The 16,461-nt window shown below is 42.1% G+C and carries 18 protein-coding genes; 1 reads left to right on the top strand and 17 read right to left on the bottom strand.

Annotated elements, in window-relative coordinates; all coding sequences use genetic code 11:
- Positions 1–19: 19 nt before the first annotated feature.
- The 10 genes from CSV76_RS01960 to CSV76_RS01915 all read right to left on the bottom strand — a co-directional run bounded on the left by CSV76_RS01960 (position 20) and on the right by CSV76_RS01915 (position 10,359).
- Positions 20–499 carry a cell wall elongation regulator TseB-like domain-containing protein gene (locus tag CSV76_RS01960; protein ID WP_085428827.1) on the bottom strand — a complete coding sequence of 160 codons (480 nt, stop codon included), beginning with the start codon at positions 497–499 and terminating at the stop codon, positions 20–22.
- A 54-nt stretch (positions 500–553) separates the two neighbouring features.
- Entirely contained in the window at positions 554–3,343 is a 2,790-nt protein-coding gene (gene dinG, locus CSV76_RS01955; RefSeq protein WP_099624585.1) for an ATP-dependent DNA helicase DinG, read from the bottom strand.
- 236 nt (positions 3,344–3,579) lie between these two features.
- Complete coding sequence (gene panD, locus CSV76_RS01950; RefSeq protein ID WP_085428825.1) at positions 3,580–3,963, bottom strand: aspartate 1-decarboxylase; 384 nt, start codon at positions 3,961–3,963, stop codon at positions 3,580–3,582.
- A gap of 1 nt (position 3,964) precedes the next feature.
- Entirely contained in the window at positions 3,965–4,837 is an 873-nt protein-coding gene (gene panC, locus CSV76_RS01945; protein WP_369823270.1) for a pantoate--beta-alanine ligase, read from the bottom strand.
- Positions 4,834–5,673 carry a 3-methyl-2-oxobutanoate hydroxymethyltransferase gene (gene panB / locus CSV76_RS01940; RefSeq protein ID WP_099624584.1) on the bottom strand — a complete coding sequence of 280 codons (840 nt, stop codon included), beginning with the start codon at positions 5,671–5,673 and terminating at the stop codon, positions 4,834–4,836. The genes panC and panB overlap by 4 nt, the downstream gene beginning before the upstream one ends.
- Before the next feature lie 246 nt (positions 5,674–5,919).
- A complete protein-coding gene (locus CSV76_RS01935; protein ID WP_085428823.1) occupies positions 5,920–6,903 on the bottom strand; it encodes a biotin--[acetyl-CoA-carboxylase] ligase in 984 nt (327 codons plus the stop codon).
- The gene (locus tag CSV76_RS01930) at positions 6,881–8,068 is read right to left on the bottom strand and encodes a CCA tRNA nucleotidyltransferase (protein ID WP_099624583.1); all 1,188 of its coding nucleotides are present in this window, start codon (positions 8,066–8,068) and stop codon (positions 6,881–6,883) included. Before CSV76_RS01930 ends, CSV76_RS01935 begins: the two co-directional genes overlap by 23 nt.
- Positions 8,065–9,204 (bottom strand): N-acetyl-alpha-D-glucosaminyl L-malate synthase BshA, encoded by a 1,140-nt coding sequence (gene bshA, locus CSV76_RS01925; protein ID WP_099624582.1) that lies wholly within the window; start codon positions 9,202–9,204, stop codon positions 8,065–8,067. The genes CSV76_RS01930 and bshA overlap by 4 nt, the downstream gene beginning before the upstream one ends.
- Positions 9,205–9,229: 25 nt before the next feature.
- Complete coding sequence (dapB, locus tag CSV76_RS01920; RefSeq protein ID WP_085428820.1) at positions 9,230–10,030, bottom strand: 4-hydroxy-tetrahydrodipicolinate reductase; 801 nt, start codon at positions 10,028–10,030, stop codon at positions 9,230–9,232.
- Positions 10,027–10,359 (bottom strand): nucleotide pyrophosphohydrolase, encoded by a 333-nt coding sequence (locus CSV76_RS01915; protein WP_099624581.1) that lies wholly within the window; start codon positions 10,357–10,359, stop codon positions 10,027–10,029. Before CSV76_RS01915 ends, dapB begins: the two co-directional genes overlap by 4 nt.
- A 181-nt stretch (positions 10,360–10,540) precedes the next feature.
- Between CSV76_RS01915 and CSV76_RS01910 the strand changes: the two genes are divergently transcribed.
- Entirely contained in the window at positions 10,541–11,413 is an 873-nt protein-coding gene (locus CSV76_RS01910; RefSeq protein ID WP_085428819.1) for a YitT family protein, read from the top strand.
- Positions 11,414–11,455: 42 nt separating this feature from the next.
- Here the strand turns inward: CSV76_RS01910 and CSV76_RS01905 are convergent, their stop codons facing one another.
- From CSV76_RS01905 to CSV76_RS01875, 7 genes are all read right to left on the bottom strand, one after another.
- Complete coding sequence (locus tag CSV76_RS01905) at positions 11,456–12,130, bottom strand: zinc metallopeptidase (RefSeq protein WP_099624580.1); 675 nt, start codon at positions 12,128–12,130, stop codon at positions 11,456–11,458.
- A gap of 66 nt (positions 12,131–12,196) precedes the next feature.
- Positions 12,197–12,796: a lipoprotein heptaprenylglyceryl N-acetyltransferase LhaT gene (gene lhaT / locus CSV76_RS01900; protein ID WP_233204381.1), complete on the bottom strand. Its 600-nt coding sequence runs from the start codon at positions 12,794–12,796 to the stop codon at positions 12,197–12,199.
- Between the two features lie 104 nt (positions 12,797–12,900).
- Positions 12,901–13,668, bottom strand: a complete 768-nt coding sequence (locus tag CSV76_RS01895) for a menaquinol-cytochrome c reductase cytochrome b/c subunit (protein ID WP_085428817.1) — start codon at positions 13,666–13,668, stop codon at positions 12,901–12,903.
- Positions 13,669–13,719: 51 nt separating this feature from the next.
- The gene (gene qcrB / locus CSV76_RS01890) at positions 13,720–14,394 is read right to left on the bottom strand and encodes a menaquinol-cytochrome c reductase cytochrome b subunit (protein WP_029053030.1); all 675 of its coding nucleotides are present in this window, start codon (positions 14,392–14,394) and stop codon (positions 13,720–13,722) included.
- A gap of 22 nt (positions 14,395–14,416) precedes the next feature.
- Complete coding sequence (locus CSV76_RS01885) at positions 14,417–14,920, bottom strand: QcrA and Rieske domain-containing protein (protein WP_085428816.1); 504 nt, start codon at positions 14,918–14,920, stop codon at positions 14,417–14,419.
- A 445-nt stretch (positions 14,921–15,365) separates the two neighbouring features.
- Positions 15,366–15,815 (bottom strand): DUF2487 family protein, encoded by a 450-nt coding sequence (locus tag CSV76_RS01880; protein WP_158232727.1) that lies wholly within the window; start codon positions 15,813–15,815, stop codon positions 15,366–15,368.
- Positions 15,816–15,900: 85 nt separating this feature from the next.
- On the bottom strand, positions 15,901–16,461 hold the full coding sequence (locus CSV76_RS01875; protein ID WP_085428814.1) for a ReoY family proteolytic degradation factor: 561 nt from the start codon (positions 16,459–16,461) through the stop codon (positions 15,901–15,903).

The raw sequence follows: 16,461 nt of genomic DNA, 5'->3' as shown, positions 1-16,461 counted from the left end.
GTTCTAATTCCAACTCACTCTATAATTTTGTAATATGCTTAAGCCGCTTTCCATCCGTGAAGTTTAGATACGCATAGTTTAACGTATCCTCGCTATCGAGATAACCAACTTCCCAAAATGGTGTGTCATTTTCCAGACCTAATGATGCGTTCAGTATTTTCTTCACATCATCATCTCTTTTGACGTTAGCAATGGCTTTTTGCTCTGTAATACCATCTTTAATCGAAACGGCTTTTAGTATTTTCGTCGTTTGTTCTTCAACGAAAACTATTTTTTCATGTCCATTCTTATCTATTCCATAGACCGTGATCCATGATGTCTTTCCATGATAATGATTCGTCTTATTTACCTTTTCAAGAACATTATTTTCCAATACAGCTTTTTCCGCTACCTTACTCGATGCAGCGAACGGTTTCTCTGCTTGGTAGAAAACGATCAGTGTAATCGTGATTCCAAGTGTGAGTAAAAATAGAAATAGAAACTTAATCCAATTAAGCATAAGCGACTCTTCCTATCGAATGAACCGTTGATTTTTTTCGATTCATTTTACAACCTACTTTCTTTTGCTACATCCATCATTATAACAATTTTCGATCTCGTTAACTAGACCTTCAAGGGATACTTTTTTCACAAATGACTTTGGTAATGCCTCTAAAAAGGATTTACCATAGGATTTGGTATCGATACGGCGATCTAATATGATAAAGAACCCCTGCTGATCAGATGAGCGAATCAATCTGCCGAATCCTTGTCGGAAACGCAGTATAGCTTCAGGTAAACCTAGATGCATGAATGCGTTTTTACGCTCTGCGACCAATGCTTCAGAACGCGCTTTAAAGAGAGGTTCATCCGGTGAAGTAAACGGCAGACGAACAACAACTACCGCAGATAATTGTTCACTCGGTACATCGACGCCTTCCCAGAAGCTCGTCGTGCCGAACAACACCGCTTTCTCCTGCTGTTTAAATGTCTTTAACAGCTTGTGACGACTTCCGGAACTAACACCTTGTGCAATCAATACATAATCTTCTTGCAATGATTCACTGTCGATTACCGCTTGATGAGTCTTCTTCAACATGTCATGCGATAAGAACAATGCAAATACTCGTCCTTCAATCGCAACGGCCGTTTGAATTAGTGCATCCGCCACCGCTTCGATATACTCATCATTCGATACTTGCTGAATATCCGGCATATCTTCCACAATTAACGTATGTGCGCCTTCGTAAAAGTTAGCAGGTGCTTTAAATGTATATAATGGGACAGAAGGCGGCAGTCCCGCTTGATCCAGCACGAAGCGATCTTGCTGTCCGGCTGTTAGCGTTCCAGATGTCCAGACGATACCTGCCTCACCTTCGAGTGTATCAATGAAATCCCGGATGACTTCAGAACCGTTAACTGGGCTTTTCTTGATCTGTAAACTACCTGGCAAACTGCGGCTGTCTTTTTCCATCCAAACCGTCGAGCTCATTTTCGGCTTTTCCAAAAATAGTTCAACCCATTCTCCTGCTTTGACTTTCATTTCATTGACCCAATAAGACCATTCATTCAGTACAGCAAGCTCATGAACAGTTAATTCATTCGAGAGGTTTTTTAGTGGTGCAGCATATTTTTCAGACACGCTAATATATTCATTCATCTTACGCAAAACTTTAGTGAAAATTTCATTCGTCCTCAAACGCTTAGATAGTGGCTGTATCGTTTTTGTCACCTGTTTATCCCCGTTATTTGAGTTCGAGTTGATCAGTACGAGCATCGATTCATCGAATGCCAACATGAATTCGTCAAACGCGTGTTGTAAGCGTTCGGTGGAAGTTTTATGATTAAAATGAAATCGTATCAAGACATCTTGCATATCAAACAGCAACTGACAATTACTTAAGCCGTTCAACTGACTCATTACATACTTCCAATTTGTATAGGAAAACACTTGCTGATGCGTGCGAATAGCTGCTTGATTCATTTGATGCGCTTCATCCACCACCAAACCACTAATGGAATGGAATAACGGATCATAGCGCTGTTTGTCATTTAGTAACATCGAGTGATTCGTCAACAACACCATCGACTGCTGGCAGTTTTTTAATGTATGTGTATAGAAATCGGCTATTCGTTCATCTTTCTTCACGCGCATCGAACGCTTACGGATACGGTCGACAAACAGCTGACCGCCTCCCGATACATTCACCTCATCTAAATCTCCAGTAGTCGTTTCTGTCAACCAGACCAATAACTGCATGATCGTGATGGAGTCATCATACACTTCATCATTAAAATGCATAAGTTCTTCAAACTTTCCCAATGAAATATAATTTGACATACCTTTGATCACAGTCGTTGGAATCGTTATGTGCAAAGCCTTTTCAAGTTTTGCGACTTCCTCGGCTAGTGTATCGACCAAATGGTTTGTATACGTACTAATAACAACCGGTTGTTTCGTTTCAAATGCACGAATTAATGCCGGTACTAAATAACCGATCGTCTTGCCTGCACCCGTAGGAATCTCAACAGCCACTTGTTTCTTTTCAATGAATGATTGCCACGTCAAATCCATCAACTGTGCTTGACCTTCTCTAATATGATAAGACGGATGAATTTTCTGCATCACATGTTCTTTCGCCATCTCGTCTGCTGGAAATGCTATAGGCTGCGGCCATGCCATAGTACGGAGCTTCGATTTTACATACGGAATCCCTCGGAACAAAGCGTAGTCACTAGATGTTTCATGTCCTCGAGAGCGCTTAAGTGCTTCATAGAATAACGTCGAGATTTCAGATTTCATCGCAAATGAACGCTCATGCATACGACTTAATGTTTCTTTAGGTAACGTTTCAATTTTCTCAAGTGCCTTCAACAAGAACAACGCAGTCGCTTCCGCATCATCATCCGCACGGTGAGCTTGCTGTAAAGGGATCCCCAGAGATTCGGCTATATCCTGCAATCGATAACTTGGCAATGTAGGATACATAATCTTCGCTAGTTCTACTGTATCAATCGTCTTGCCATACCATTGTGACATGCCACATCGTATGAATTCTTTTTGTAGAAATGATACGTCAAAGTCTGTATTATGCGCGACAAAAATACACCCAGCAAGCAAATCTGCCACCTCTTCAGCGATCTCTTCAAAAGGAGCGGCGTCTGCAACGTCTTCATCTCCGATTGATGTCAATTGATGAATAAAGGGCGGAATCGAGCGCTGCGGATGCACATAGCGCATATATGTATCAATTATTTGATTGTTCTCAATAAAGACAATTGCTATTTGAATAATCCGATCTCCCTTTGAAGGCGAATGACCAGTCGTTTCCAAATCGACAACTGCATATTTGCTTGTAGACATACCATCATCAACTTCCTATTTGGTTTCTAAAGCAAATTGTATCACACTTACCACAGCGACTCACGTCTTGCATCGGAGTCAATGACAAGAAAAAATTAAAAGGAACATTGGGTAGTAGTTTCGGATTAAAGCTCTAGTTCGGAACGCAGATCAACGCTTCTTTCTCCTTCCCAACTCTCAAATTCTACAAACTAAACCCCCATTCAAATAACTCTCAAATGGGGGTTTAGTACTCTTTAGAATATAGCGACGCCAGGCTTTTCCGTAATAACTTCTTTCACACGATTATTCTCATCCATAATCAACACAGTCGGTCGATGCGTGCGTGCCTCTTCCTCGGACACATACACGTAGGATAAGATGATGACGATGTCGCCTGGCTGCACAAGACGCGCAGCAGCCCCGTTCACACAAATCACGCCGCTACCTGGCTCTCCTTCGATAATATACGTTTCGAAGCGCGCACCGTTATTATTATTGACGATCTGCACTTTTTCATTCGGCAACATACCCGCAGCTTCTAATAAAGCTCCGTCAATTGTAATGCTGCCTACGTAATTCAAGTCAGCTTCTGTGACAGTAGCGCGATGTAATTTTCCATTCATCATCATTCTAAACATTCTATTCATCCTTTATAGTTGACATAATAATATTATCTATCAATCTTGCGGAAGTAAACTGCACCGCTGCGGCTATGATCACTTCTGCCGCGTCGTTGATATTTTCATCCAATGATGGATAAGCCAGTACTTCGACATAATCAATCGTTCCTGACGTTTCCTCTTCAATCGTTCTGCGCACGATCTTCGCTACCTCTTGCAATGGAATGCCTTCATAATAACTGCGTCTTCCCAAGCTCAGTGCACGATAAATCGCGCTCGCTTCATTTCGTTCATGTTCAAGTAATCGGACATTACGAGAGCTTTTCGCAAGACCGTCTTCTTCACGCACAGTAGGTACACGAGTAATTGACGTACGCAAGTTGAAATCACGTACGAATGTTTCAATAATCGCAAGTTGCTGTGCATCTTTCATACCAAAATAGGATTCATCTGGATCAACGATATTGAATAATTTCAATACCACTTTCAATACACCATCGAAATGTCCTGGTCTAGAAGCACCACATAGTCGGGATGCCTGTTCACCTGGCAAAATACTGATTCCGCTTTTACGAGGATACATCTCTTCAGCAGATGGAATGAATAGATAATCCACTCCTGCAGTGGATGCAAGTTCCGCGTCATGCTGTTCATCCCGTGGATAGGCATCATAATCTTCACCGGGTCCGAACTGTGCAGGGTTAACGAAAATACTCATCACTACGATGTCATGATCTCTCCGCGCTTCCTTCGCTAATACCATATGTCCTTCATGAAGGAAACCCATTGTCGGTACGAAACCAACTGTGCGTCCGTTTCGTTGTCTTGGATTAAGAATATTTTTCAGTTCAGCGATTGAACGAACTATTTGCATAGTAGCACTGGCATTCATAGTGTCTTCCCCCCGTACAACGCATCCAGTTCTTCTTCCTTCATAGTGAAGCGGTGGCTCTCAGAGGGGAATGAACCGTTTTTCACTGCCGAGTTATATAACTTCATGGCGCCTTCGATATCTTTACCAACTTCCGCATAACTTTCAACGAATTTTGGTAATTTATGATTACCATAGCGAACCATGTCATGAAAAACAAGTACTTGTCCATCTGTTTCTGCGCCTGCACCAATTCCGATGATAGGAATAGAAACGGCCATAGAAACTTCTTTCGCTAATTGGAAAGGAATACACTCGAGCACGATCATGAATGCTCCTGCTGCTTCACAAGCTTTAGCATCATCAATCAGCTGTTTAGCTGCCGCTGCTGTTTTACCTTGTACTTTATATCCACCGGTGACTCCAGCAGACTGCGGAAGCAATCCTAAATGTGCACATACTGGCATACCCGCTGTCGTCAACAACTTGATTTTATCGATGACTGCACCACTGCCTTCTACTTTAAGCGCATTCGCAGAAGTTTCCTGGAATAACCGTAAAGCATTCTGTAAGGTTATGTCAGCTGAACCATGATACGTACCAAACGGCATATCTACGATGACAAATGTATCTTTTGCACCTCGGCGAACTGCTTTGCCGTGATGCGACATCTCGTCAAGCGTCACATGCGATGTCGAATCATAACCGAGTACGACCATACCAAGTGAATCGCCTACAAGAAGTACATCAATCCCCGCTTGTTCTGCAATTTGTGCTGTCGGATAATCATACGCTGTCAGCATACTGATTTTCTCACCGTTTGTTTTCATTTTCGAAAAATCTGTTGTCGATTTCACTGTTAATCTTCTCCTTTACGTCTGATTTCAGCAGGCGTTTGGTAGGCAAAATAACCAAAAATAAAACCCTACTGATCCAAATTTGGACAGAAGGGTTGCGTAAGCGTTTGATTTAGCTTCCTCCGTCCCTGTCTATAAAGATCAAGGCAGATTTCTTATATAATTCATTTGCCAAGCAGGTGCAGCTCCATAATTGATACCGCCCTATGCGTATACTATATCAAAACAGTCAGATTCTGTATAGTTTTAATTCTTAATCTCGATATCTGCGGAATAAATTCCGCGAATCGTTCCGTCTGCAAGTTGTAGTTCTAGCATGCCTTCATGTGATATACCAAGTGCGACTCCTTCAACTGTTTCATGGACCATGCTCGCTTTAATTTTCTTGCCTGTAATGGCGGCATAACTTTCCCATAAAATTTTAATTGGAGGAAATCCTTTTTCGACATATAAGTCCGTATATTGCTCAAGATACTTCAGGATGGCCGCCACTAATTGCGCTCGGTCAATCATTTCGCCTTTTTCGATACGTAATGATGTGGCAATCGTCTGTAATTCTTCAGGGAAATCGGATGGCTGTTGATTAGCATTGATGCCCATTCCCAAAATAACCGCTTTGACACGATCGGGATCCGACTGAAGCTCCGTCAAAATACCTGTAACCTTTTTACCGTTGATCAAAATATCATTTGGCCACTTGATGATAGGTTGAATATCTGCCACTTCCTCAATTGCACGAACAATGGCTACTGCCGCTACCAGTGTCAATTGAGGAGCATATTGCGGTGCCAGTTCGGGACGAATAATCAAACTCATCCAAATGCCTCGATTTGCTTTTGACGTCCAAGGTCTAGCCAAACGTCCTTTTCCAGCTGTCTGTTCTTCAGAAATAATCAACGTGCCATCTTCCGCTCCATTTTGTGCGTCTTCATGTGCAATCGTCTGCGTAGTAGGGACTGTTGTAAAATATTTAATAGTCCTTCCGTAGCGTTCTGTCGTCAAATACTCCGTGATGTTTCCTTGGTTGACCAAATCTGGGGCTTCAATTAAGTAATAGCCTTTCTTTCGTTGTGACCCAATTTCATAGCCTTCTTCTTCAAGCTCTTTAATGTATTTCCAAATAGCTGTGCGTGAGAGACCGAATTCATCGGCAATATCTTGACCCGATATAGGTTCACCTTGCGCCGCAAATAATCGTTTCAATAATTCACTTTTCACGGGTGATTTCATTTATAAACCAGTCCTTTATCGCCTGTGCGTCATTTTCAATTCGTCCGAAGACAATTGCTCGTTCGATTTTCTTGATCCAATCACTCGTCCATTTTCCACCACTTTTGCCTGACCACTTCAACAAGTCCGTTCCAGTAAATGCGAGATCTGCACGTGTTCTAATCGGTAATTGCTCTTTATATTGTTCAATTTGCTGTGTCATTAATTCATTATCTTCATGATTCACATGATACGCTTTTTCTACAACTTCTAAAACGTCGGTTGAATAGCTATAGAATTCCCATGGACCAAATACATGATTTCTACGGCTAGCAAATGCTTCCTCAAATTGTTTCAAAAAGCGTTTTTCCTCGTTCGACAATTTGAACTGTCTTGAGAGATTTGCGGCTTCTGTGTCCGTTACGGCAAGCATTGCTGCGAAGCCATGACGCGCGTGAAGAAACGGAGTGTAGCGATCCAGTGTATCAAATGCCGCAAGTAACTCCGGAAAAAGTTCGGGTAAGCTAATTTGACGTCCGTAATGAAATGCACGGGAAGGATTCTCTCCTAGAAACAGTTTATCCATTTCGGTTTTGATCCGTTCAATTGCGACATGCCGTAATGAAGGAGCTAGTTTTTTCATCGAATCCAATGTTTTTTCTTCAATTTCAAAATCCAAAACAGAGGAAAAACGCAAAGCGCGGAAAATACGTAGCGGGTCTTCCCCAAAGCGTTCTTCAGGATTCCCCACGCAACGAATGATCTTTTGCTTCAAATCCTTCAGTCCATCAAATAAATCTATGAGTTCACCATCCACTGTCATCGCAAGCGCATTGATCGTAAAGTCACGTCGTTGTAAATCTTCTTTCAATGAATTCACATAGATTACTTCATCAGGATGACGCTGGTCGCTATATGTAGATTCGGTACGGTACGTCGTCACTTCAATCGGCTCGCCGTGCATCATCACCAGAATCGTACCGTGTTCAATACCGATATCGATAGTATGCCTAAATACTTCTTTGACTTGGTGAGGTGTAGCAGACGTTGCTATATCGATATCGAGCGGCTTTTTGCCGAGTTCAGCATCACGTACTGCACCGCCGACAAAGACTGCTTCGTAGCCTGCTGTACTTAATTCTAGAATGACTTGCCGGCTCGCTGCGGAACCAAATGTAGACGTCATTTCATCGCCGCCACTTCATAATATAATTCCTCATATTGTTCTACAATCGAATCAGAACTAAATTCTTCTTGCACTGTTTGAATCGCATGTTTTTTCATTTGTTGATATAAAGCCGAATCGCTCAGCAACTGTGTGACACGATCTGCAACAGCTTGTACATCGCCTAGTTGCACTAAGAATCCGTTAACGCCATCCTGAACAACCTCCGGGATACCGCCGATTGCATTGGCTACGGCAGGCACACCGCACGCAAAAGCTTCGAGTAAGACGAGACCGAATGCTTCTTTCTCAGAAAGTAACAACATCACATCACTGATTGATAATAATTCAGGTAGATCATCCCGTTTCCCTAAGAACAGAATATCGTCTTGCAATCCAATACGTTCTACATACTCTTCCAAATCAAACTTTTCAGGACCTTCACCAACTAATAGCAATTTTGCTTTATGTTGCTTATCGATTAAACGGAAGCTTTCGATAATATCGGGAATGCGCTTCACTTTTCGGAAATTAGATATATGGATCAGTACTTTTTCATCTTCTGCAATACCTAGTTCTTCACGCAGATGCGCTACTTCACGTGGGTAATACTTTTCCTCGTCGATAAAGTTGTAAATCGTTCGTATTTCCGTCTTCGGTTGTAGCAACTCAATCGTTTCATTGCGTAATGAACGTGAAACAGCTGTTACACGATCAGATTTATTAATACCATAAGACAATGTATTTCGTAATGCAGGGTCGTGGCCAAGAATCGTCACATCGGTACCATGTAAGGTCGTTATAATACCGATAGAGGATTCCGCCATATCTTTTGCCAGAATAGCCGAGATCGCGTGTGGCACCGCATAGTGTACGTGGAGCAAATCCAGCTGTTCCGATTCGATGACTTGCGCAATACGGTTCGCAAGGGCAATGTCATAAGGAGGGTACTTGAATACCGCATATCCTTCGATCGTCACTTCATGAAACTGGATATTTGGATGAACATCTAAAAAACGAAAAGGTTTACTCGATGTAATATAATGCATCTCATGACCTTTACTCGCCATTTTCAGTCCTAATTCCGTTGCCACTACGCCTGATCCTCCAAGCGAAGGATAACAAATGACACCTACTTTTAATTTTCTATGTTGCATACATTAACCGCCTCACCGCAAAAGTTTAATCTATAATTTTTTCAAGCCCGTATACGAATCGTGGTGTGGAAACTGATTCACGAATCGCCAGTAATATCCCTGGCATAAAGGACTTACGATCGAATGAGTCATGACGGATTTTGAGTAACTCTCCTTCACCGCCAAGGAGCACTTCTTGATGTGCAAGCAATCCAGGTAACCGAATGCTGTGAATCTTCATTCCCTCCACATCTGCACCGCGTGCGCCTTTTAGCGTTTCTTGTTCTTCAGGATGACCTTGAATATGAGCTGCACGGACTTCACGAATCATTTCTGCAGTTTTAACAGCAGTTCCTGACGGTGCATCGAGTTTCCGATCATGGTGCATTTCAAGTATTTCAACGTCTCCCAAATAACGTGCAGCTTGTTGGGCAAATTTCATCATCAACACAGCGCCTATCGAGAAGTTCGGTGCGATAATACAGCTCTTTTGCTGTTCATTGGAAAGGCTCTCCAAGTCCTCTAGCATTTCAGCAGTCAATCCTGATGTTCCGATCACTACGTCCATACCAAGAGATAATGCTTCGCTTGCGTTAGCGAATACCGCATCAGGATCCGTCACATCAAGTAATACATCTGGATGGTGCGCCGCATGTAACGCTGCAAGAGATGTATATATTGGAATTCCATCTTTCGCATCTGTTACTGAACCATTATGTAAATATTCTCCATCATGTTTGTAATCTAGTGCCGCCACGATTTCAATGTCTGCTGCTTCCGTACCTGCCACTACCGCAGTTCCACCCATTCTTCCACGTGCACCTGCTATCGCTAATTTAATCGTCATTCCATTTCCTCCTTTTTAGTCCAGCGGTCTTTATCTCTTGTGTTGAATTTTGTCAGGACGGTCTCAAGTGCTGTAGATAAATCGATTTGTTGTGAATTGGCGAAACAGATGAGGACGAATAATAGATCGCCTGTTTCTTCCTCCAAAGTCCCCACAGCTTCAGTAGATTTTTTCTTCTTCATACCATAGCGATCTTGTACTTCCCGTGATAATTCCCCTAACTCTTCTGTCAATCGTGCGATGAGTTCCATAGGAGGAAAATATCCTTCTTTAAAGCCTGTTATGTATGTGTCAACTTCCTGTTGCAGTTGTTCCATCGTTTTAGTCATCGCAATCAACTCCCCTTCCTATCGTATGCATTCTTCTGGCTATTGTCAAAATATAATATTTAGCACATACTATGTATAATGTACGAATTGTGACATGAAAATACGTGCGTTGAATGGACAAGCTATCTAGAAATAAAAGCTTGATGACATCAAGAGTGCATCTAACAAAGGAGTGTTGTATTTGTTCGCTGGAATTCGTGTACGCAATATCTTATTAATTATCTTGGGTGCAGCATTATTTAGTTTCGGACTCGTAAACTTTACGATCCAACATGAACTGGCGGAAGGCGGATTCACAGGAATTACGTTGATCTTACTGTTCGCCTTCAATTGGGATCCCGCATTGATGAACTTGTTGCTGAATATTCCCATGTTCATTATAGGATGGAAAATGCTTGGTAGACGTTCCTTCATTTATACCGTCATTGGTACAGTAGCCGTCTCCGTATTCATTAAATTGTTTATGAAATATGAAGTCAATATCCATATGGAAGGCGATCTATTCTTAGTTTCATTATTTGCGGGTGTTTTCATCGGTGTTGGGCTCGGTATTATATTTAGAAGCGGTGGTACGACAGGCGGTTCGGATATCATAGCAAGGCTTGCGCATAAGAAATTCGGCATTACAATGGGCAAAACGATGTTCACATTTGATGCAGCAATCATCTTATTGTCATGGGCTGTGTATTTAGACTACCGTTCGATGATGTACACTTTAGTTGCGTTATTCGTCGGTGCGCGGGTCATTGATTTCGTCCAAGAAGGTGCATATTCCGCAAGAGGTGCTTTCATCGTAACGAACTTCCCCGATGAAATCGCTAGTAAAATCGCCGATTCCATGGAACGTGGCGTGACCGTGTTCAAAGGATACGGACATTTTTCAAAGGAAGATCGTGAAATACTCTATTGTGTAGTCGGTAAAAATGAAATGATTCGATTGAAGAATCTGATCGTCTCAGTCGATCCTGAAGCGTTTGTCTCCATGATGGAAGTACATGATGTCATGGGTGAAGGTTTCACACTGGATGAACAAAAACGGCCAATTGCCGATTAAAAAAATCCTTCTGCTATATCAGCAGAAGGATTTTTCTGTTTATTAGTCGCGGCTTGTAAAGATTAGTACTAAACGTACTAATTCTAGAACAGCTACTGCAGTTGCGGCAACATATGTCATCGCTGCTGCGCTTAATACCTTTTTCGCCTGTGGTTCTTCATCGTTACGGATAATTCCAAGTTGAACGATTTGATCCATCGCACGTGAGGATGCGTTAAACTCTACTGGCAATGTGACAATTTGGAATAGTACCCCAACTGCCATCAACAGAATCCCGATCCCTAGCAAAGAATTCATGCTTGAGAAGATAATTCCGATCATGATGAATACCCAAGATGCGTTAGAAGTTATACTTGCGACTGGCGCCAATCTGTGGCGGAAGCGCAAGAAAGAGTAAGCCTCTTTGTCTTGAATAGCGTGACCAACTTCGTGCGCAGCTACTGCTGTACCTGCAACAGATGATTCGTGATAGTTACTCGTAGACAATGCCACGATTTTTGTCAATGGATTATAGTGATCCGTTAAGAACCCCTGGCTCTCCACAACTTTCACATCATGTAAACCATTTTGATCCAGGATAAGTCTCGCTACTTGAGCACCGGTCATCCCAGAAGTAGAACGGATCTTCGAATACTTTTTATATGTGCTTTTCACTTTAAATTGCGCGTAAATCGGTAGCAATAAAATGACGGCAAAGTAAATCCAGAACACGTCGATCTCTCCCCTTTCTCTTTCTCTCTATCCTACATTTTATAATGTTTGCTTGGTTACTGCAACTATTAGCTACGCTTTCAAAGCCCGTGCTTTCAATCTTGATCTATAATCCCATATTGCAATTACAATACAAGCGATCGATAACCAAAATGTGAAATAACCGATTTGCGGACTGAATTGCGTCAAGTCACGGTAAATGGGCATTTGCCCAAACACATAATCAATTACATCGTTATGAAGTGTCCAAATTGCGGCAATGGCAATATGCCACCCAGTGAATCTATATTTCGGTAAATACAGAATGCCTTGCAATGCCATTGCGAAGTGAGAACCAATCAGCATCCAACCAACCCAGCCGATCGAACCCGTTACGACAAGTGTCAGCAAGTTCATTGCCACTGCCCATAATCCATATTTGATCAGCGTAATGAGTGCGAGAGCTTCCATCAGTTTGAAGTTTCGATTGAGTAGCCAGCCGATGATAGCGAAACAAAAGAATAATGTAGCGGTCGGACTATCCGGTACGAAAATCCAAAACTTTGGCTCGGTAATTTCCAGCTGCCACATATACCAATCATATCCGTACACAGACCCTAATATATTAATGAAAAGAAGAATCCATAAGAATGATTTATGTGAAAGAATCATCCAGATTTGTGCCCATAACATTCGCAAAAACATCACCACTTCCATTGGAATATACTACTTCTATGTATAATTTGGTTACGTATAAATAGATAGAAAAAAAGAGCCAGTTTCCTGACTCTTTTTTCTTACTTCGTTTCTAGCTCAGATATAAATTCAGCAAGTACTTGAAGATCTTCATCTGAACCTTCCCATGTACCAGGAGGCATTGAACCTCGGCCATCATGAGCGATTTCGATGATTTCTTCAGGTGTCATACCTGTGTTAGTTAACGGCAAGCCCAATCCACCTTGGAAAGAGTCACCGTGACAGCCAATACAGGAAGAGCCCTGATAAATCTCATACCCTTCTGCTGTTTCATCATATTCTACTTCATCAACGATTGCACCTTGAACTTTTGCTGCTTCCCAGTCGTGGTTTTCGACTGATTCCCAAGTCAAGTAGAAGATCGCCAAGAATGAAAGAATCATGAAGCCTGTTGGCAACGGACGCTTAAATGGACGTCTCTCTTTCGTTGTATCCATGAATGGAACTAGCATTAATGCCATAAATGCCAATCCTGGAATGACGATCGCACCGATCACGTTATAAGGACCGGAAGCGAATTCATATTTCAATAGCTGATACATGAATAGGAAATACCAGTCTGGTATCGGTATATACATTGTATCCGTCGGGTCCGCTTGACGCTCAAGCGGTGACGGGTGTGCAAGAGTAACGATTAGATAGCCGATTAAGAAAACCGCTCCAACCATCCACTCTTTCAATAGAAAGTTTGGCCAGAATGCTTCGGTTTTACCCGGATATTCTGAGTAGTCTTTTGGTGTATTCGCCATCTTGCCTGAAGCCTTGATGCGCGAATCCCCAACAAATTTCATCCCTTTTCCGCGGTGCATGTTATTCCCTCCTTCTTAAATTTCAGATGACCCTAACCATAAAACTGGTTCTTATAGTGGTCCGGAAATACCTTGTCTTCTGATCATGATAAAGTGTGCTGCAAGCAACCCAAGCAAAGCAGCTGGTAGGAAAAATACATGAATCGCGAAGAATCTTGTTAACGTCTGTGCACCTAGAATCGTGGAATCACCCGCGAGAAGAATTTTAATCTGTTCTCCGATGAAAGGTACTGACGCGGCAATCTCAATCCCAACTTTTGTTGCAAATAGAGCTTTCATATCCCAAGGCAATAGATAGCCTGTGAAACCTAGACCTAGCATGACGCCGAAGATTAACACTCCGACGATCCAGTTCAATTCACGAGGTTTCTTATAAGACCCTGTAAAGAATACACGCAAAGTATGTAGGAACATCATTACGATAACTAACGAAGCTCCCCAGTGGTGCATCCCTCGCACAAGTTCACCGAATGCAACATCATTTTGAAGGTAGAAAACTGATTTCCATGCGTTTTCAATATCCGGTGTGTAATACATTGTCAGGAACATACCAGACAAGATTTGGATAACCGTTACGAAAAACGTCAAACCTCCGAAACAATAGATGAATGCAGAAAAATGATGTGCAGGGTTTACGTGCTCAGGTACTTCGTGGTCAGCGATATCTCGCCAAATTGGTGTGATATCTAACCGTTCATCCACCCAATCATAAATTTTATTTAACACTGCGGTCGTACCCCCTTACCCTTTAGACTAATGTGTTCGGTATTACTCCACCAAGATAGACAAATCCGTCGATGACTTCTACTTCAAACTCATCAAGCGGTCCAAGTGGCGGTGTTCCTGGAATGTTATCACCATTTTTCTTGTAACGTCCAGCGTGACAAGGGCAGAAAAACTCGTTTTTATGCTCGTCGCCTTCCCAGTTTACAGTACACCCTAAGTGTTTACAGACTGGAGAAAGTGCTATGACTTTGTCGCCTTCTTTGTAGACCCAAGCCGTGTTAGATTCGTCAGAAGTATACCATGCATCTTGTCGATCTTTGATTGTATAGTCTACACGAACCGGTACTTCTGAAAGATCGGCTTCTTTTTGCGGTGTTGGAATCATGTCGGAACCGCCGGCACTAGCCAGAACGGGATCAATTGCGAAACGAATCATCGGCATCAGCATTGCAGAGGCCATGAACCCACCAGTTCCCATTAATGTATAACTTAGGAACGTGCGTCTTGACACTTTATTGCTCATCAGTAATTTCCCTCCTCTTACTCCAAAGTCAGTCCCACGGACATTCTTTTGCTAATTGTAATACTAGGACATATCTATGATATATCAATATGAAACTAAATTCAATAATGCTTTTAGTAGGTGCTTAAGTTTGTGGACAAATATTAAGATTTGGTGACAAACCGACATAGTTCTTTAAATAAGTACAAAATAGTGCTTGCATCCTCTTGGTAGCGGTATTTCTGAATGATTACTTTGTGTTAATTAGCGTTGTCTTCGGACTTACTTTTAATACGTATACAGATTAAAGTTTAACATAGTTCAAATTCAATTTCCAAATCGATTACTGCCTCAGCTTGAATCGACCACAAGAAATACCTTCCACTTTTATTTCAACGATTAAAGGTTCGCCTCCAAAGCACAAATTCTCCCCAAACTCAGAAAGTATTCACTAATCGCAACCAGCTTCTCACTGGACGTTCCAACTCTCCATGAAGTGTGTCAGAACTTGCCGTAGCTGGTCTTCCATGATGGTCTGACGTAGATGGTTATCCATTGTCTCTAGTGGGATAGACGGCAGCCAGACAATCTTACCCTCCACCGTGACGCTTGTCCACTTCGGATCCGTCGTGAGATAGAAAACATGCGTAAAGGAAGACTTCTTTAAGTCCTCTGACAGCGTATCTGCCATTTGCTGCAAGTCTGTCGACTGTGTATAGGACACAGGCGGCATGAACATCATACGCCCCTTGAACTGCTTCTCGATGAACATGGAAAGATTCATCAAGAATTCGGAAGAGGAAGCGCTGTTTTTCATAGTTTCAGGTCGCGTATCTATGGCAATCAAAGGCACAACGATTGTATCGATATATTCTTTCTGATTTATGTAGGTATCTACATCCTTCGGAACCCAGTTCATTGTCATTCCTCCTTACATTACTTAGTAAAGTTTAGCGCATATGTTCCCTCAACGCAAACCAATGATTCCACCGCGAAGGGCGAAATCATTGGTGAATGTCTTTATCTTTTTTCATTTCATTCAGCATAGCCGTTAAGCTGATGAATAGCTCACGGTCGCCTTTGTCTAGCGCTTCGTCGATTTTCTTCAGCAACATTTCATTGGTCGTCAAGGTGAAGCTCTCTTCGAGAAGTTTTTCCGCTATTTGCTGGTCCTTCTTTTTCTTCAAGAGATCTTCAGGCAAATAAGGATTCTCTTCCGCCACACTCGCATACTCCGGACACTTATTGCTGTTTTTGAAATTCAGTTGGATGAACATATCTTCATCTGGATGCAGCCTAAGGTCGTGAAATGATTTTTCTGCGTCTGCTGTCATCAAACTCCCCTTGTAGAAACGGAAGGGAATACTATCCACTTCTGTTGTGGAAATGATCATAGCACGCGGACAGTGATGAGCTTCATCTGTGAAGTGAACATTCGTCAATAAATGTTCGTTGCTGAGAAGATAATTTAAAATCCATACACATTCCCGTCGCTTTAATCGATAGCGCTTTAAAAACCACCTTAAAAATTCTTTCTTGGCAGCTACAGGAACCATGGCATTCAT

Origin of the sequence: Sporosarcina sp. P17b, from assembly GCF_002743115.1 — a bacterium.
GTDB lineage: Bacteria > Bacillota > Bacilli > Bacillales_A > Planococcaceae > Sporosarcina > Sporosarcina ureae_C.
Note: the sequence above shows the minus strand (reverse complement) of the source record. Positions and strands in the feature narration are given on the sequence as shown.